Genomic DNA, 18,982 nt, shown 5'->3' on the forward strand with positions numbered 1-18,982 from the left:
CCGATGGTTCGACTAGCGATCGTCGGTATGGCGTGCCGATTTCCCGACGCCGCGACCCCGGCTCAGCTGTGGGACAACGTCCTGGCCCGCAGGCGTGCATTCCGGCCGATCCCACCGGCCAGGTTGAACGCGGCCGACTACTACGCGAGTGATTCCGCGGCGGCGGACCGCCATTACGCGACCCATGCGGCGGTCATCGAAGGCTGGACCTTCAATCGGGCCAGACATCGCGTCGCCGCCAACACCTTTCGATCCACCGACATCGTCCACTGGCTCGCCTTGGACACCGCGGCCGCGGCGCTCGACGACGCCGGCTTTCCGGCGGGCGAAGGCTTGGACCGCAAACGCACCGGCGTCATCCTCGGTAACACGCTCACCGGCGATATGACCCGCGCTTCGGGCATGCGGCTGCGGTGGCCCTATGTGCGTCGCACCCTGGCCGGCGCACTGCACCGCAAAGGCTGGCCCGCGGCGCAGATCGCCGCCTTTCTCGACGAGTACGAGGCGGACTACAAGGCACCGTTCCCGGCGATCACCGAGGACAGCCTGGCCGGTGGCCTGGCGAACACGATCGCCGGGCGGATCTGCAACCACTTCGATTTCGGCGGTGGCGGTTTCACCGTCGACGGCGCCTGCTCGTCGTCGCTCTTGTCGATCGCACAGGCCGGTGACGCCATGCTCGCCGGTCACCTCGACGCCGCGATCGTCGGTGGCGTCGACATATCCATCGACCCGTTCGAACTGGTCGGCTTCGCGAAGACCGGCGCCCTGTCGACGTCGGAAATGCGCGTGTACGACCAACGTTCGAACGGCTTCTGGCCGGGTGAGGGCTGCGGGATCCTCGTGCTGCTGCGCGAGGAGGACGCGATCGCCAGGGGTGCACGGATATACGCGACGATCGCAGGCTGGGGTATCTCCTCGGACGGTCGGGGTGGCATCACCCGGCCCGAACACAACGGCCACCTGCGGGCGATCGAACGCGCGTACCGGATGGCGGGATTCGGGGTGGACACCGTCGACTATCTCGAGGGCCACGGCGCCGGCACCGTGGTCGGTGACCGCACCGAGCTCGAGGTGTTCAATACGGCCGTCGCCGCCCGGAGTGCGGGCAGACCACCGGTGGCGATCGGATCGATCAAGGGCAACATCGGTCATACGAAGGCGGCGGCCGGCATTGCGGCCCTGATCAAGACCACCCTCGCTGTGCACCACGGCACCATTCCGCCGATCACCGGTACCGACCGGCCGCATCCGGTCCTCGGCGACGTCGAGAATCGACTTCGGCTCCCCGACAGCGCATTCGAATGGCCGGACCCCAGCGAAGAGACCACGGCACCGGCCGTCGCCGCACCCGACCCGAACCCTCCCCGGCGGGCCGGCGTCTCGTCGCTGGGTTTCGGCGGCAGCAACGCCCACGTCGTGCTGGAGAGCCGACTGCCACCGCGGACGCTGTCGCGCGCGGCCAGTACCCGCCTGGCGCGCAGCGCGCAGGATGCGGAACTGTTCGCGATGTCAGCGGCCACACCCCCCGAGCTGGCAGCCGAGCTACGCAGGGTCGCCGCACTCGCCGCGCGTTGTTCGTTCGCCGAACTCGGCGATCTCGCCGCCGAGCTGATCCGGATCGACGCCCGGCTACCGATCAAAGCGGCGGTGGTCGCCACCGGACAACGACAGGCCGCGGACCGGTTGACCGAACTGGCCGACGTCCTCGCCGCCGGTGAACGGCACCGGTTCGCTCCGGGATCCGGCCAATTCCTCAGTGCCGGAATAGGATCCGCACCGCGCATCGGACTGATGTTTCCCGGGCAGGGCGCCCCCGGGCACGGCGACGGCGGCGCACCCGCTCGCCGCTTCGCCGTGATCGCCGACCTGTACCAGCAGGTGGGTGTTCACGCCGAAGGTGCGGCCACCGAGGAGGCGCAGCCGCGCATCGTGACGGCCTCGCTCGCCGGCTTGCGACTGCTCGACTCCGTCGGCATGAACGTCGTCGGCTGCGTCGGGCACAGCCTGGGGGAATTGACCGCGCTCTACTGGGCCGGTGTGTTCGACGAAACCGAGCTCGTACGCACAGCGGCGTTCCGCGGCAAGGCGATGCAGACCGCTGCCGTGGCTGAGCCGGGCACCATGGCGACGATCTTCGCGGGCGCCGATCAGGTGGCGGCCTTGCTGAACGGCAGCCCCGTGGTGATCGCCGGATACAACAGTCCGAAACACACAGTGGTCGCGGGGCCGACCGACGCCGTCGACGCGGTGCTGGTGAGCGCGCGCGCAGCCGAAATGCGCTGCCGGACACTGCCGGTTTCGCATGCGTTCCATTCACCGTTGGTCGCGCCCGCAGCCCACGCCTTCCGCCGCTACCTCGACGAGATCGATCTTGGCAAGGTCAAACGGTCCGGTTTGTTCTCGACCGTCACCGCAGGCTCGCTGGAGCCCGGCTACGCCGTCGCCGATCTGCTCGAGCGCCAGGTGCGCGCACCGGTCCAGTTCGCCGCCGCGTTGTCGCAGCTCGCACAGACCTGCGATCTGCTCGTCGAGGTCGGGCCGGGTTCGACGCTGTCGGCCCTCGCCGCTGATGTGTGCCCTGGAATTCCTACTGTCGCAATGGAAACCGACGGCGACTCAGTTGCCGGGATCCTGCGCACCCTCGCCGCCTGCTACGTCCTCGGCGCCCGCCCCGACCTGGACGGCTTCGCCGCCGAACGCTTCAACCGGACGATCTCGCTCGACAAGCAGTTCGTTTTCATCGAAAGCCCTTGCGAGCAAGCACCGAACGACTCGTTCCTCCCCCAGGCGCTGTCCATCGAGCCCGGCATAGCGCAGCCTGCTGTGGCCGATCAACCCGACCCGGCCTGGGCGGACGACACCTCGTCCTTGCCGACGTTGCAGCGACTGATCGCCGAGCGCGTCGAACTTCCCATCGAGGAGATCACCCCCGAGATCCACCCGCTCGACGATCTGCATTTGAGCAGCATCACCATCACCCAACTGGTCGCGGATGCGCTCGCGCTGCTCGGCGCCGAAATACCGGAGCCGACCACCAACGTTGCCACCGCGACGATCGCGCAGCTCGCCGAGGCGATCGACGACCTCGCGCACACGGCGCGCAACGACGCACCGGCGAAGCAGGCCGACGAGCTGACCGGCGTTGATATCTGGGTGCGGCCGTTCACCATCGACCTTGTCGCCTCCGCCGTGCCGCCGGTCACCGATCATGGCGTCGAGCCGGGACGGTGGCGGGTGTTCGCACCGCAGGACGATCGGTTCGCCGCGGCCATCCGGCACCGGCTCGACACCGCCGGCTTCGGCGACGGTGTGCTTCTGAAGCTAGGTGCGGCCGAGCCGGCCGAAATCGCCATCGACCGTATGCTTTCCGCCGCTCGATCAGCGATCGACACCGGCTCTCGCTTGGTCGTTGTCGACGACGGCCGAGACGCGGCGGCGCTGGCCAAGACGGTGCATCTGGAGGCCCCCGCCGTCCGGACGACCGTCGTCCATATAACCCCCGAGCTGGCACCCGAGCACGTCGCACGGCTGGCGTGCGCCGATATCGCCGCGACCACCACCTTCCGGGAAGTCCACTACGACAAGGCGGGCAAGCGGGCCGAACCGATACTTCGCGAGCTGCCGCTGGTCCAGGCCGAGCTGCCACTCGGCGCGGGTGACGTGGTGGCTGTCACCGGCGGGGTTCGTGGCATCACCATCGAATGCGCTGTCGCGCTGGCGAAGCAGACCGGATGCGCGCTTGCGCTCATCGCTCGAAGCCCCGCCGACGATCCCGATATCGCCACGAACATGACCCGGCTCCGCGAATCCGGGATCGCCGCACACTATTTCACCGCCGACGTGACCGACCGGAACCAGATCGCCGACACGATCACCACGATCCGTCGCGAACTCGGTGCGATCACCGGCATCCTGCACGGCGCCGGCATCAACACCCCCGCGGCGATCGGATCATTGACCGGTGACCACGTGGCGCGAACCATCGCGCCCAAGGTCGACGGCCTACGCAACCTACTCGAATCGCTGCGGCCTGCCGAGCTTCGTCTGGTCGTCGGCTTCGGCAGCATCATCGGCCGGGCCGGGCTGCGCGGTGAGGCGCATTACGCGATCGCCAACGACTGGCTGCGCTCCGCCATCGATACCCTCGCCGGCGAACAGCCGGCCTGCCGGTGCCTCACCATCGAATGGTCGGTCTGGGCAGGCACCGGGATGGGCGAACGGCTCGGCGTGCTGGATTCCCTTGTCCGCGAAGGGATCGAGCCGATTCCGACGGACGTGGGTGTCGAACTCATGCTGGATCTGCTGCGCACTCCGGCCTGCCCGACCAGTGTGGTTGCGATCGGTAGAACCGGCGGCTTGCCCACGATCCGATTCGACGAGGTCGAACTTCCGCTGCTGCGGTTTCTGGAGCGTCCGCGCCTGCACATCCCCGGGATCGAATTGCTCGCCGACGCCGACATTTCCACGGCGACCGACCCTTATCTCGCCGATCACCAATTCTCCCGCGACGCATTGTTCCCCGCCGTGCTGGGGATGGAGGCCATGGCGCAGGCCGCCACCGCGTTGTTCGGCGAACAGCGCCCGGTGCAGTTGCACGATCTCGAATTCCTCCGGCCGATCATCGCGGCGCCGGAGGGGGTCATGACGATCCGGGTGGCCGCCCTCAGATCGGGCGACACCGTCCGGGTGGCGATCCGGTCGAACACCACGGCATTTCAGATCGACCATTTCCGCGGCGTCTGCCGACACGACATGACGGCCGACGGCGCAGCTCTTGCGATATCGACGTCGGCGACCGAACCACTCCAGCGACTGGCCGAATTCGCGCACACCGCCGCCACGACGACGGCCGGCCTCGGCATCGCGGTCGACACCGACTTCTACGACCGAATCATGTTCCACGGGCCGACCTTTCGGTCCGTCGAGGATTATCATCAGCTGGCCGCCCGACAATGCGTCGCCCGAATTCGCGTCGGCGACCAGCGCTGGTTCTCCCCGATGTTGCCGCAATCGCTGGTGCTGGACGACCCGGCGGCCCGCGACGCATTCATGCACGCCATCCAGGTCTGCGTGCCCGACTGGACCCTGCTGCCGTCCAAAGTCGCACGCGTGCTGTCCTTGCCGATAGCGCCGGACGTCCAGACAGTCGTGCTGGCGGCGCGCGAACGGTCCCACGAACAGTCGACGTACATATACGACGTCATCGTGCGCGACGAGTACGGCGCATTCGTCGCGGTCTGGGAGGCACTCGAACTTTCCGCGGTCGCACCGATCGCGTCACCGTCCGGGTGGATACCCGAGTTGCTCGGTCCATACCTGCAAAGGCGGCTCGATAGCCTGCTCCCTTCGCCGGTTCAGTTGGCGATCGTGCGCGAACGGGCGCAACTACCGGTCGCCGACGACGACACCAACCCGCGGATGTCGGGCCGCCGCGAAGCAACCCGGCGCGCGCTGGCCGCCGCGCTCGGACGCGCGGTGGTCATCCGGCACCGACCTGACGGGCGACCGGAGATACCGGACGGGCACGCGAGCTTCTCCCACGGTGCCGGTCTCACCGTCGCCGTGGTCGCCGCATGCCCGGTCGGCTGTGACATCGAACCGGTCCAGGAGCGTACGCAGGCGCAATGGACCGGCCTGCTCGGCAATTCAGGTGTCGCGCTCGCGCAGATGTGCTGCCGGGCCACCGGCGAGTCGTTCGCCACCGCCGCGACGCGGGTCTGGAGCGCACGCGAAGCGGTGACGAAACTCGGCGGCACGGTCACCAGACCAGGACTGACCCTGGAGAACCGTGCCGCGGCCGACGGGTGGCTGGCCCTGCGGCACGGTACCGACATCGTCTGGTCCTTCAGCACCACCCTGGCGTCACCGACACCGCAGCAGCCGGTGGTGTTCTCGGTGACCGAGAAAGGTTGATACGTGCGCTCTTACGAGATCTCCCACATCGTCGGCTTCGAGGAAACCAACCTGGTCGGCAACGTCTATTTCGTGAACTACTTCCGCTGGCAGGGCCGCTGCCGGGAAATGTTCCTGGTGGAGCACGCGCCCGATGTGCTCGACGAAATCCACCGGGACCTCAAGCTTTTCACCATCAAGTGCGAGTGTGAGTACTTCGCCGAACTGACCGCATTCCAACGCCTCACCATTCGGATGACCCTGGTCGACCTCACCCAGACGCAGATCGAATTCGCCTTCGCCTACCTGGAGATCGATGACCGGACGGGGACCGAACACCTGGTGGCCCGTGGTCGGCAACGAGTGGCCTGTATGCGCGGCAACGGAACTCGGGTCGAGCCGACCCGGGTACCCGAGAGTCTGCGGCGCGCACTCGAGCCCTACGCCGAACCCCACCAACTGGGCAACGAGCGTGTGCTCGCCGGGCGCCGCGCCGACTGAATCATGGTCGAATCAGCTGACGTCGGCGTGCGCCTCAGTATCGGCCTGCGTCGTCGAGTTGAGCTCGAGGTCGAGCAGTCGGAGGCAGCGCGTCAGCGAGGTCGAATCACCGCTGACCGTCAGGTTGCCCGACAGCATCGCGTCGAGGATGCCGAGCTGCTCGGTGCCGATCCGGATGAACGTCTCCGGGTCGGCGGTGACCACGAGGGCCGGGTCATCCGGAGATCCGTCGACGACGCGAGCGGTGCGGTTCTCGCACAGCACATGGAACACTTCGTCGCCGATCCGGAACTCGTACGACTCGTCGACGTCGGGCGGCGGCCCGACGGTGATCATCGCCTCCAGCGCCAAGCGCCCCCACTCGGAACGGACGAGTCCGTCCTGCTCGTAGGAGGAGATGTGCGACAAACCCCACGACGCCAACCCGATGATCACCGGCCGGAGCGCCTCACCGCTGGCCGTGAGCCGATATTGGACGCCGCGGCCGTCACCGGATACGGACTCACGCTGGATCACTCCGTGTTCGGTGAGCATCTGCAACCGCGCCGCGAGCAAGTTCGGTCCGATGCCGACCAGCGTCTCTTCGAGTAGCTGGTTGTATCGCTTCGGACCGGTCATGAGATCGCGGATGATCAGCAGGGTCCAGCGCTCACCGACGAGGTCGAGCGCAGCCGCGACTGCACACATCTGCGCGTAGCGCTTCGTTCCCATGTGAGCACCTCGGATCTCGGGTCACTACAACTTACTAGTGACATTGATACTACGGTAAATGTTCCCCTCCGGTAGCTGCGGCCGCCTACCCAGCGGTCAGTACCTTCCGAGCTAACGGTGTGGCACCGGTGACACAGGACCGGCCGCAGCCTGCTTCACGGGAACTCATGCCATCCGGAAATAACACTTCGACGCTGGGGGCCGAGGGAAAGCAGCCGACGTGGCCGTAGCTTGCCCGAGCCACTCGGCCCTGGCCGTCGACGTGCCGATCGACCGTCGCCCGACAGCCCACAGCACATCTCCGCTGTAAGAATATCTTAATATATAGTAATCTGCGCTACGCCACGCGGCGAACAACTACGCATCCGGCCCAGATCTCACGTCGTGACTGCCGTACTCAACAACCGTTTCGCTGCGGCGAGGTGGTCGGGAGAGGTGCCGCAACACCCGCCGATGATGTCCAAGCCGTAGTCGGCGCACCACCGCGCGACCAGTTCCGCGAACTCGTCGGGGGCAAACCCCGGGGGCACGGCGCGATCGACATGTTCGTAGGCCGGTAGGCCGGTCCGGTCCTCGATATTCGGATAGGCACCGATCAGCCCCGACCGGCCGCGGCACAGCGCCTTCAGCGCAACTTCCGTTCCGTGCGGCGAGGTGCAGTTGACGAGAACGGCCTCGGCACCATCGCGGGACACCGCGTGTACCGCACCGGTCAGCGGCTCCCCGGACAGCAGCGTCGCGTCATCGGCGCAGACGAACGACACCCAGGCCCGCCCGCCCGCGGAAAGCACCTGCGCCAGCGCGATCCTGGCTTCTCGAATCGTATTCATCGTCTCGATCAGGAACAGGTCCACCCCGGCCCGGGAAAGCTCGCGCACCAGCCAGCCGTGTTCGGCGCGCAGTTCCTCGTCCGACGGCACCAGATCCGGTCGATAACAGTCTTCGACGGGTCCGATCGATCCGGCGATCCGCGCATCGAGCACGCCGGCCTGTTTCCGAGCGGCCTGGGCTACCCCCACGGCCGCGTGCACAATCCACGCCCGGCCCGCGTCATCGAGCTTGGTCCGGCTCAGGGCACGCAGGTTTGCCCGGAAGGTGTTCGCCGTGATGACCTGGGCGCCTGCGGCGAGATACGCCTCGTGCACCGACTGCAGCACCCGCCGGTTGGCGTCCGTGAGCAGGGCCGCGGACGTCCACCACGGCGGGCGCACCGGCAAACCGGCGCGTTGTAGCTCACTCGCGTTGCCACCGTCGAGCAGCTGGAATCCTTGGGTAGCAGCAGAATTCGTCATGAGTCACCTTCCAGCGCAGTCGTCAGATCTTCGAGCAGATCGGCCGGATCCTCGATCCCGATCGAAAGCCGGATCAGGTCGTCGGTGATGCCGGCCGCGTGCCGGACCGCCCGCGGTATCGGGCGGTGCGTCATCGAAGCCGGGCACTCGATCAGCGATCGCACGCCGCCGAGGCTCACCGCGCAGGCGAACAGCTGCGTTCGCGCCATCAGCTTCTCGGGATCGCCGCGGTAGCGGAAACTGATGATCGAGCCCGGTCCCGACATCTGCCGGCCGGCCAGGCGATGCGCGGGATGCGACGGCAGACCTGGATAGAAAACCTCGGTGACAGCAGGACGTTCGCACAGCTCCTCGGCGATCGAGCGTGCGGTGGCGGTCTGGCGTGCCACGCGCAAGGACAGTGTCTTCACGCCGCGATGCACCAGGTAGCAGTCCAGGCCGCCGGGTACGCCGCCGGTCACCGTCCGATGTTCGACGAATCCGGCATGCAACGCCTCGTCGTCGCACACCAGCGCACCACCGAGCACGTCGGCGTGGCCCGCAATGAATTTTGTTGTGCTGTAAAGGCTTACATCCGCGCCCAGCGCCAGGGGGCGTTGCAGGGCCGGACTCGCGAACGTGTTGTCGACGACCACCAGCGCGCCCCGGGCATGGGCCGATCGGCTGACCTCGGCCACATCCGTGATCTTCAGCAACGGGTTGCTCGGCGTTTCCACCCACACCATCGCGGTGTCGGTCGCCAGCGCTCGCCGCACCTCGGCCGGGTCGGTCAGATCCGCGTAGTCGACCTGAATTCCGAAGCGACCCAAGGTCGCGAACAACGCGTAGGTACCGCCGTACACGTCATCGGAGGACACCACTCGCTGCCCGGGCGTCAGAACGGACAACATCGTGGTTGCGGCGGCCTGCCCCGAGGAGAAGACCGCGCAGAAACGCGCGTCCTCCAGCGAAGCCAGGCATTCTTCCAATGCATCTCTGGTCGGATTCTCGCCACGGGAGTAGAAGAGGCGCAACGGTTCCTGCGCGAAGCGATCGTAGGTGGTGGCGACATGGATCGGCGGGACGATGTCACCGGTGCCAGGCGACGGGCGCTGCCCGCTGTGCACGAGCCTGGTGTCGAAGCGCATGGCGATCAGCCGATCGGCGCGACGGCCCGCAGCAGCAAGGCCTTGCTCGGCAGGGCGACTTTGCCGCCGGACGTGCGATAGGGCTCGACGGCCTTGCCCACTGCCGCCCAGGTCTCCGGATCGTCGGCGCTGCCGAATCTCTCCCGCAGCATGGTCTTCAGGCCGGGCGGAATGACCACCTTGTTGAATTCGATGAAGCGCTCCGGGGATTCGAGCACGAACGGCACCCGGAACGCGGTCACCTCGACCTCGCGGAAACCGGCCTTGGTCAACTCGGCGCCGACCTCCGCCGGGTCGCCCATGCTGAACGGTCCCGGCGCCCCCGGTGGCGGGGGTGGTAGCCCGAGCCGGCCTGCGATCACCTGGAAGCCGAGGGACATCATCGGCGCCGCCGACCCTGGAGCGGCCCATACGGCGGCGGCGAGCGTGCCGCCGGGCACCAGCACCCGCGCCAGCGTCCGGAACATCTCGACATGATCGACCGCGAACATCAAGCCCCATCGGCTGAGCACGACGTCGAACGACGCGGCGGGGAAGTACAGCGATTCGACGTCACCGACCGCGAATTCGACGTTGTCCACACCGCGGGCCCGGTCCCGGGCCCGGGAGATCATGTCCGGGGCGAGGTCGATTCCGGTGACCACTCCGGTCGAGCCGACGACGGCGGCGGCGGACAGCGCCGGTTCGCCCGTGCCGGTGCCGACGTCGAGCACCCGATGCCCCGGGCGCACGCCGGCGAGTTCGAGCAACCGTGCGGTCACCGGTGCGCCGCCTGTTTCGAAGTCGTCCGAGCAGGACACCCAGCCTGTGCTGATCGCATTCCAGTTGGCGCGTTGGGTCCGTTTGAAGCTCACCGGATCGAATTCGGCAGTCGTCATGACACACCTGTCCCGTCAATGCTGGTTCTGGGTGGACGGATCGATCGCCAGGAACCGTTCGGTGGGATGCTCCGCGGTCCAGAACCCGGGCTGCACGGTCGTGAGTGCGCGCCGGACCAGATCGATCTCGGCTTCGGTGTTGTACACCGCGAACGACAGGCGAACTGTGCCGACTTCGCCGAAGGTATCGATGAAGACGTTGGCGCAGTGCACCCCGCTGCGCACCGCCACACCGTGCCGATCCAGGTGGCCGCCGACGTCGTAGGGGTGGATGCCGTCCACGACGAACGAGACGATCCCGCTCGGCTGGGCCGCCGGGTCACCGAGAATACGAACTCGCGGAATGCTGTGCAGCGCTTCGATAGCGGCGTACACCAGCAGGTCGTCGTGGCGCTGGATTTCGTCCCACCCGAGCTGCTGCACGTAATCGAACGCCGCGGCCAGTCCGATCGCTCCGGCGATGTGCGGCGTGCCCGCTTCGAGCCGGGCCGGCACCGGAACGTAGGCGACAGGCTCGTCCAGGGTCACGCCCTTCACGGTGCCGCCACCCACTTGATAGGGCGCGAGCCGGGACAGCAACTCCCGCTTGCCGTACAGCACGCCGATGCCCATCGGACCGTAGATCTTGTGCCCGGAGAAGCAGTAGAAGTCGGCGTCGAGGTCGCGGACGTCCACCGGGCGGTGCGGTACCGCCTGGGCGCCGTCGACCAGCACCGGAATTCCGTGCCGATGCGCCTCGCCGATCATTTCCCGGACCGGGTTCACGGTGCCGAGCACGTTGGATACATGCGCGACGGCGGCGAGCCGCACCCGAGATCCGAGCGCTCCGGCGAACCTATCGATCGCTACTCGCCCGTCGGCGCCGACCGGAACCACGACGAGCTCGGCGCCGGTGGTCTCGCACAGCCGCCGCCACGGCAGCATGTTGGAGTTGTGCTCCATCCCGGTGACGACGACCTGGTCGCCGGCCGCCACCGCGGAGCGGCCGAAGGTATCGGCGAGGAGGTTGACGGCCGCCGTCGTGCCGGGGGTGAAAACCACTTCGTCGGCGTGCTCCGCGTTGATCGCGCGTCGAATGTTGTCGCGTGCCGCTTCATAGGCATCGGTGGCCGCCATGCTGAGTTGGTAGTAGCCCCTGCCGATATTGCTGTTGACGTCGCAGTAGTAATTCACGAGCGCGTCCAGTACGGCGCGCGGCTTCTGCGAGGTAGCCGCATTGTCCAGGTAGACCAACGGATTCGGGCCGAAGCGCCGCCCCAGGATGGGAAAGTCCGGCCGGACCGACTCCCCCAGTGTCGAAGTGCTGATCTTCCCGTTGCTCACCAGATCAGTCATAAGATCACCATATCTAAATGAAGCTACTTTTGCCTAGAGTTTGAACAGTTTCCGGAACTCGGCGAGATAGTGACCGGGGAACTCGAACACCTTCTGCGGCGGGTACCGACGCTCGGGCGCGCGCGGGCCGAAGAAGAACCAGCAGATCTGGGCGATCTGCTCGGTGAACAGCACCGGATGCACATCGGCGGAGTACATCCCCATGTGACAGAAAGCGGCTTCGAACTCGCCCCGAGCGGAGAACCCGCGTCCGGACAGCACATGCCCGAAGACGTCGTGCACGACCCGGAACACGTCGTTGTGGCTGAGCGCTACACCGTCGATCACGATGCCGGACGGTTCCAGCATCGGGTGAAACTCGTTGTCGGACACCGGACCATGGCCGGAGGTCGTCAAATATACGTAGAGCTCATTAGCTTTCCGCACGGACGCGCGCAGCTCGGCCGAGCGCCGGTAGGGCTGGCCCGCAACCAGCCACGGCCGCACCGTGATTCCCGCATCGACAACCACTTGGTACTGCTGAAGGTTCTCCCGCTTGAACCGGTCGTAGCGCTGAGCGAGGGCTGCGTCGTAGGCCAGTCGTGGGGCCTGCTCGAAGTATGCGGCCACCCGGCGGCAGTAGTCCTCGTCCCAGTCGAGCGTGCCTGTCGACGATGCGGCGATCCGGTATCCGCTCGCGGGCCGGTGGCGATCGACGTACGCCTGCGCAAGATCGGCCAGATCGGCTTCCATCAGCATCACCTCTAGTTCACAATATATTCTTGAAGTTAGATTGCCGCCAGGTCAGGAGAGGCCGAGATGACCTACTGCGAATCAGCACCCGTCGTCAGAACACTGCCCGCGCCCACCGCCTACCTGTGCGGGCTCACCTGGGACGGCTCGATGCTGTGGCATTCCGACCAGGACGCGGGGACGATCTTCGCCATCGACCCGGCCGACGGGACAGTCACGCGCTCCTGGGCCTGTGCCCGCGTCCGTGCCGACCTCGGCTACGACGGCGCGCGGCTGGTCCAGGTCGGCGGGCGCCCCAAACGGCTCCTGCTCATCGACCCGAAAACCGGGGAATCCGCAGGCGAGAAGGCGGTGTTGCCCGCCAGTGGCAGGCTGACCGGGATCGAATTCGGCCCGGAGGGGCTGTGGATGTGCCTGCGCGGCCCGACCGTAGTGCAGCTGCGGAACTACGCGACCATGGAGATCGAACGCGAATACCCGGTGGGCGGCGAGTCCCCCTCGGGCCTCACCTACGTCGATGGCATGGTGCTGCACGGCGACTTCGGCGATTCGACGGTCCGAGCGCTGGACGCGCAGACCGGTGCGGAGGCCGGCTCGTTCCGCGTCCCCGGCCACCCGACCGGCATGACCTGGGACGGCCGTCACCTCTGGTACTGCGATTTCCCCGCCCGCGCGCTGCGCGCCGTCGAACTCGACTCGGTGCTGGTCAACCGAGCGTAGGACGGCCGCCGTCGGTACCGAACAGGCCGCGCATGAGCTGCGGCTTGGCCGCCTCCTGGAAATCCATGTTCGGATCGAGTTCCCGGATGGTCCCCTCGATCACCAACAGGGACAACAGCGGGAAGATCAGCTCGGGCGCGGCGTGAATGCCGAAGCGGCGCTGCAGGTCGAACATCTCCATGGCGAAGGCGATCAGGCTGAACTCGCTGGCGGGCTGGCCGTGGCTGCGCTCGACGAGATCCGCCATCCGCACCGTGAAGCCCGCGAGATCGGCGTCCTCGGCGATCCTGGCCGCGCTCCGGATGACGATCTCGGCGGCATGGTGCCCGCGTCCGATCGCCATGTTCATGAAGAACTCGGCGAACAGGCGCCGCAGCCGGTCGGTGAGCTGGACGCTGAAGCCCGCGTCGAGCACCACCACCTGGGCGCTGCGCGTGAAGTAGAGATTGCCGGGATGCATGTCGCAGTGCACGAAGCCGTCTACGAACAGCATCTGATACATCGCCGCCATCCCGGACGCCGCGAAGCGCCGACGGGTGACCGGCGAACACTGATCGGCCGTGCCCACCGCCAGGTCGGGGATGAACTCCATCACGATGCACCGCGGCCGACAGGCCTCGGGGTAGACCTTCGGCACCCAGACCCGCGGCACCTCGGAGAGGTTCTTGCGCAACCGCCGCAGATTGTCGGCCTCCCGTTCGAAGTCGAGCTGCCCGAGGATCGCGCCCGCCATATTCGCGACGACCTCCTCGACCGGAACGCCGCGAAAAACCGGCAGCCGCGCGACGAATGCCGACCCGCCCCGAATCAGCGCGAGATCCTCGGACATGGTCCGTTCGATACCGGGCCTGCGCAGTTTGACCGCGACATCCTGCCCCGAGCGCAGCCGCGCCCGATACACCGACGCCACACTGCCGGACGCGACCGGTCGCGGATCGACCGAGGCGAACACGTCATCCACCTCGGTGCCGTAGGCCTCGGCCAAGGCGACCGCGGTCTGCGCCACATTCAGTGGCGCGACGGAATCCTGCAAGAGCGACAGTTCGTCACACAGCGCGGGCGGCAGCAGATCGCGGCGAGTACCGAGCACCTGCCCTGCCTTGACGAAGGTCGGTCCGAGCAGCATCAACAGCGCGACCAGCCGATGATAGATATGCCGCCGACCAGCTGCGGGGCCGTAGCGCAATCGGCGAACCGAACCGCCGACCAGCGCCGGGACGCCTACCGCGACGACGGTGCCGGTGACGCGCACCGCCCGCAGCGTGAGCGCGAATCGTGCTCGCATTGGCCTCATCTCCCTGTTCTCTGCGGTCGATCGAGCCGATGCCGCGCCTGCGCGAGGTCACGGCGAATCTCCCTGGCCACAGGCGCCGGACAGAAGGCCGCGTCGATCCCCGCCGACACCGAATCGACAAGCGTGGCAAGGGAAATGCCGAGCCGGTCGTGGCACAGCTGGTATTCGCGGGTCAGCGTGGTGCCGAACATCGCGGGATCGTCGGAGCCGAGCGTGATCGGGACACCGGCGGCCAGTAATGCGGGCAGCGGATGCTCGTCGAACGCGCGCACCGCGCCGGTGCGGACATTCGACGAGGGGCAGACCTCCAGGGTGATACTCCGATCCGACAGGTAGGCGAGCAGCCCGGGTTCGGCCACCGCTCGGATACCATGCCCGATCCGCACCGCGCCCAGATCGCGGACGGCAGACCAGATTTCACCGGCATCGGAGGTCTCCCCCGCATGCGGAACGGCGGGCAGCCCATTGGCTCTTGCCTTTTCGAACGCGGTGCGGAACAGTCGGCGCGGCACACCGAGTTCCGGGCCGCCCAGCCCGAACCCGACCGCCCCGTCGGGCTGATAGCGAAGAACCCAGTCCAGCGTGGCGAATGCGCCGGCGATACCGTCGTCCGCCGACACATCGAAGATCCAATTCAGGTGGATGCGATGGCGTTCGGCGACGAGACGGCGACCGATCGACAGCGCCTCGGCGAGTTCGGCGGCGGCGATACCCCTGCGCAGGTGCGACAGCGGGGTAACGGTCACCTCGGCATACCGCACGTTGTCCAGCGCCAGCTGGTCGCCGAGCCCGGTCACCAGCCGCACCATGGCGGGACCACTGGTGACCAACCTGTTGACCGCGGTGTACACCTCGATGAAATGCGCGAAATCGGTGAAGCGGTAGTACCGGCGCAGTTCGACCGGGTCGGCAGGCACCCCGACATCCGGTCGAGCTCCGGCCAATTCGGCTACCGTGTCCACCGCCGCCGAACCCAGCAGGTGCACATGCAATTCCACCTTCGGCAGCGCCGCGAGGAATGCCGCCACGCCCTCGTCGCCGCTCATCGCGGCACCACTGCGCCGGCGCTCGGCTCCGTCAGGCATCGAGCTGACGGTGCGCCACGAGGCCGACTTCGGCTCCGGAAGCCCTCCACGAGATCAACCATAGCTTTTTGAAGCAAACTAGGCGAGGGCGCGCGAACAGTCTCATCCGTCCGAGAACAAACGAAGCCCCCAGGGGCGCGAGTTGCTTCCAGAGGCCATGGTCCACAAAAGTCGAGAGCCGCAATTTCTGGAGAAAACTTATGTAACATATAGTTAGTTGAACGTCGGGCACGCGCGGAGGCGATGGCCAGCCGAAGGTCGGCCGACCGGGCGGACCGGCGACGGAGGTGAACGGCTCAACCTGCCGAGCCCATCGTGGAAGAGGTTCCCATGAACGGCGCCGTCGATCCCATCCCAGCGCACCGAGCAGCGACGATGATCGCCGAACGATCGCCGAACCTGCGCACCGCAGAGTGGTCCGAGATCCGTGGGCTGTTCGCGCTGGATCCCGATGCCATACACCTCAACACCGGCACCGTCGGCGCGATGCCGCACGCTGTGCTCGATACCGTGGACCGGGTGACCAGGCAGTGGGCCGGCGGTCTCGGCGATGTCTATCCGCCGGGGATGTACCCGGACCACCGAGCCACCATCGCCAAGGCCTACGGGGTCGATCCGGACGAGATGGTGATCACCCACAATGCGACCGAGGGCGTCGCGCGGGTCATCCACGGTCTGGATCTGCACGCCGGCGACGAGGTCCTCACCACCACGCACGAGTGCTACTCCGTGCTGTCCAACTTCAACCTGCTACGCAACCGTTTCGGCATCGAGCTCACCACGATCACCCTGCCCACCGGGTACGACGTGCACGCCGAGCAGATCATCGAACTGTTCGAGGCGGCGATCACCCCGCGCACGAAAGTGCTTGCCTTCGCGGGGATCACGCTGTTCACCGGCACCAAGCTGCCGATGCGCGCACTGTGCGAACTCGCGCACCGGCACGGCCTGATCACGGTGATCGACGGCGCGCTGCTACCCGGCATGCTCGATATCGACATGCGGGCGATCGGCGCGGATTTCATCTCCTGCTCCGGATCCAAGTTCCAGTGCGGCCCACTGGGCACCGGATTGCTGTACGTGCGCAACAAGATTCATCCGGAACACAATCCGCTGCCACTGCCGACGTTCTGGCCGATCATCTCCACCTGGTACCCGATGAAGGGCAGCCCGCCGCCTCGGACACGAACCTCGCTCGAGAGCGACAACATCGCCGACTACGTGCAGAGCGCGGGCAGTGCCAGCATCGCCCGCGGGGCCGCACTCGCCACAGCCTGCGAGATGTGGGACGAGATCGGCCGGGATCGGATCGAGCAAAGGATCATGCTGCTCGCCGACTACGCGCGCGACCTCGTCGCCGAGCGTTTCGGACGGGATGCGATGTACTCCCCCGGCGCGGATCCCACGCTGCAGTCGCCGTTGATCGCCTTTCATCCGTTCCGCCGGCCGGAAGACGCGTGGAATGTCAAAAAGGTGCACGAGTACACCATGCGGCTGCAGCGCGAGTACCGGCTCTTCACCAGGTGGACCGAGTTCGACGTCGCCGGATCGCCACACCAGCACTACGCGTCACGCATCACGACCCACATCTTCAACGACCACGACGAGATCGCGAATGCCGTCGACATCATGGCCCGACTCGCCGCAGAGATGTCATGACCGATCCGACGATTCTGCGCCTGTACGGTCCCGGCGTGCTCGACCAATTGGATCCGGTGTGCTGCCCGAGGTTTCCGATCGACCGGGTCGTGCGATTGTTCGCCCGGCAGCTTTTCACCTATCGAACGCAGTCCGACCTGCGCAATTGGCAGACCGTGGCACCGACACCCGATCTGGCGACCGCTGTTCCCTCCATGTACAACGCGGGAACGGGCGCGAGCCATACGAGCTATGTGGTCCATCTGCGGCCCGGCGTGTACTGGGACAGCGACCCCGAGCGTCCGGTCACCACCCATGACGTGGTGCGCGGCTTCAAGCGGATGGGTAATCCATTGCGCCGCAGTGGGTTGCTGTCCTGTTTCACCGACACCATCAGGGGAATGGCGCAGTTCTGTGACGACTATGCCGCCGCGTTCGCCGGTGCCGTGCCGACCGGGCCCGAATTGGCCGAATACCAGAACTCCCATGACATTCCGGGCCTGCTGGTGCTCGACGACGAGACAATAGTCTTCGAATTGGTGCGGCCTGCACTGGATTTCATCAACATGCTGGCGCTGCCCTGCGCCTCGCCCGCGCCGGTCGAGTACGACCTGTTCGTGCCGGGCAGCGTCGAGCTGTGCCGCAATATAAGGTCGAACGGCCCGTACCAGCCCATCGATTTCACCCCGGGCCGCCAACTACGCCTGACCCGAAACCCGGTGTGGCGCGCGGAGACCGACCTCGTGCGGCGTCAGCACGTCGAAGGCGTCGAAGTCATCTCCGAACAGGTCACCGCCGGCGAGGTGGCGCACCGAATCCGAACGGACCGTGCGGATCTGGCGTGGGGCGCCCGAATCGCCGATCCCGCAACGCCTGTCGAACACCATCTCGGTTTCGCGCTGGACCCCTACCTGGTGTTCAACACCCGCAGCCCCAACGCCGCGGGCGCATTGCGGAAGGTACCGGTGCGCCAGGCGATCGCCCACGCGATCGACAAGGCCGCCATCGCGGTGGAGATCGCCACACTGGGCGACGATCCGATCATCCGCATCGCGGGCTCGGTCGTCCCACCGAACAACGACGGCCACCAGGACCTCCACCCCTACTCGACGCCGGACTATCGCGGCGACCCTGCCACCTGCGCGGCAATGCTGGCCGCCGCGGGCCATCCGGGCAAGCTGCGGATCACCGCGATCCATCCGGCAACCGAGCGCGCCCGCCTGGTCGCCCACCGATACGCCGCCGACCTGGCCGAGGCCGGAATCATCGTCGAGCCAGTCGAATTCGGCGCATCGGAGTATCTGGATCTCCTGGCCGACCCGGCACGGGCGGAGTCCGGCGAATGGGATATCGCGCTCGCCTCGTGGTCACCGGCCTGGCTGTACAACAACGGTCGCGTCTTCCTGCAACCGCTGCTGCAATCCGGCTCCCCCGCCAACCTCGGCCGCTACCGCAATCCCCAAGTGGACGCGCTGATCGGACGGGCACTCGCCGCGGCGGACCGCGAATCGGCCGATACCGCGTGGCGCCATGCCGAACGTGTCGCCCTGGCCGACGCCCCGATCGTGCCGCTGCTGTTCCAGGTCCCCACGACCCGGGAATGGGGTGGCCGCCGCGTTCGCGCCGCCGCCATGCTGCCCACGCACGGTCTCACGGTCGACCTGACCACCGTGCGACTCGACCCACCCCCGACGGAGCTGACCGTCCCACCGGCCGGGAGAGCGGACGCCGTCGACAAGTGGATGTGAAGGACAGAAGCAGTGGATGAGCACGA

General features: G+C 67.0%; 13 protein-coding genes. 5 read left to right on the forward strand and 8 right to left on the reverse strand.

Annotation, left to right across the window (positions count from 1 at the left end; genetic code table 11):
• Window positions 1-3 precede the first annotated feature (3 nt).
• Both NN4_RS30230 and NN4_RS30235 read left to right on the forward strand, forming a co-directional pair.
• The gene (locus tag NN4_RS30230) at window positions 4-5,916 is read left to right on the forward strand and encodes a type I polyketide synthase (protein WP_147138664.1); all 5,913 of its coding nucleotides are present in this window, start codon (window positions 4-6) and stop codon (window positions 5,914-5,916) included.
• Between the two features lie 3 nt (window positions 5,917-5,919).
• The gene (locus NN4_RS30235; RefSeq protein ID WP_147138666.1) at window positions 5,920-6,396 is read left to right on the forward strand and encodes an acyl-CoA thioesterase; all 477 of its coding nucleotides are present in this window, start codon (window positions 5,920-5,922) and stop codon (window positions 6,394-6,396) included.
• 12 nt (window positions 6,397-6,408) lie between these two features.
• Here NN4_RS30235 and NN4_RS30240 read toward each other — a convergent pair whose 3' ends face one another.
• The 6 genes from NN4_RS30240 to NN4_RS30265 form a co-directional block, all read right to left on the reverse strand.
• Window positions 6,409-7,107, reverse strand: coding sequence for a winged helix-turn-helix transcriptional regulator (locus tag NN4_RS30240; RefSeq protein ID WP_147138667.1), 699 nt, complete (start codon window positions 7,105-7,107; stop codon window positions 6,409-6,411).
• Window positions 7,108-7,484: 377 nt separating this feature from the next.
• The gene (locus NN4_RS30245) at window positions 7,485-8,399 is read right to left on the reverse strand and encodes a homocysteine S-methyltransferase family protein (protein ID WP_147138670.1); all 915 of its coding nucleotides are present in this window, start codon (window positions 8,397-8,399) and stop codon (window positions 7,485-7,487) included.
• The gene (locus NN4_RS30250; RefSeq protein WP_147138671.1) at window positions 8,396-9,526 is read right to left on the reverse strand and encodes a trans-sulfuration enzyme family protein; all 1,131 of its coding nucleotides are present in this window, start codon (window positions 9,524-9,526) and stop codon (window positions 8,396-8,398) included. The genes NN4_RS30245 and NN4_RS30250 overlap by 4 nt, the downstream gene beginning before the upstream one ends.
• Before the next feature lie 5 nt (window positions 9,527-9,531).
• The gene (locus NN4_RS30255) at window positions 9,532-10,404 is read right to left on the reverse strand and encodes a class I SAM-dependent methyltransferase (RefSeq protein WP_147138673.1); all 873 of its coding nucleotides are present in this window, start codon (window positions 10,402-10,404) and stop codon (window positions 9,532-9,534) included.
• 15 nt (window positions 10,405-10,419) lie between these two features.
• Window positions 10,420-11,739 (reverse strand): aminotransferase class V-fold PLP-dependent enzyme, encoded by a 1,320-nt coding sequence (locus NN4_RS30260; RefSeq protein ID WP_147138675.1) that lies wholly within the window; start codon window positions 11,737-11,739, stop codon window positions 10,420-10,422.
• Between the two features lie 33 nt (window positions 11,740-11,772).
• The gene (locus NN4_RS30265; protein WP_246181168.1) at window positions 11,773-12,471 is read right to left on the reverse strand and encodes a crotonobetainyl-CoA--carnitine CoA-transferase; all 699 of its coding nucleotides are present in this window, start codon (window positions 12,469-12,471) and stop codon (window positions 11,773-11,775) included.
• A gap of 66 nt (window positions 12,472-12,537) precedes the next feature.
• On the opposite strand from NN4_RS30265, the gene NN4_RS30270 reads away from it, so the two are divergent.
• Window positions 12,538-13,191: an NHL repeat-containing protein gene (locus NN4_RS30270; RefSeq protein WP_147138679.1), complete on the forward strand. Its 654-nt coding sequence runs from the start codon at window positions 12,538-12,540 to the stop codon at window positions 13,189-13,191.
• Here NN4_RS30270 and NN4_RS30275 read toward each other — a convergent pair.
• Window positions 13,178-14,476, reverse strand: coding sequence for an ABC1 kinase family protein (locus NN4_RS30275; protein ID WP_186818708.1), 1,299 nt, complete (start codon window positions 14,474-14,476; stop codon window positions 13,178-13,180). The two genes, NN4_RS30270 and NN4_RS30275, sit on opposite strands and share 14 nt — an antisense overlap.
• A 5-nt stretch (window positions 14,477-14,481) precedes the next feature.
• On the reverse strand, window positions 14,482-15,570 hold the full coding sequence (gene add, locus NN4_RS30280; protein WP_222595197.1) for an adenosine deaminase: 1,089 nt from the start codon (window positions 15,568-15,570) through the stop codon (window positions 14,482-14,484).
• A gap of 330 nt (window positions 15,571-15,900) precedes the next feature.
• On the opposite strand from add, the gene NN4_RS30285 reads away from it, so the two are divergent.
• Together NN4_RS30285 and NN4_RS30290 are read left to right on the forward strand one after the other, a co-directional pair.
• Entirely contained in the window at window positions 15,901-17,229 is a 1,329-nt protein-coding gene (locus NN4_RS30285) for an aminotransferase class V-fold PLP-dependent enzyme (RefSeq protein WP_147138681.1), read from the forward strand.
• Entirely contained in the window at window positions 17,226-18,956 is a 1,731-nt protein-coding gene (locus NN4_RS30290) for an ABC transporter substrate-binding protein (RefSeq protein ID WP_147138682.1), read from the forward strand. Before NN4_RS30285 ends, NN4_RS30290 begins: the two co-directional genes overlap by 4 nt.
• The last annotated feature ends 26 nt before the right edge of the window (window positions 18,957-18,982 follow it).

Origin of the sequence: Nocardia ninae NBRC 108245 (assembly GCF_007990755.1) — a bacterium.
GTDB lineage: Bacteria > Actinomycetota > Actinomycetes > Mycobacteriales > Mycobacteriaceae > Nocardia > Nocardia ninae.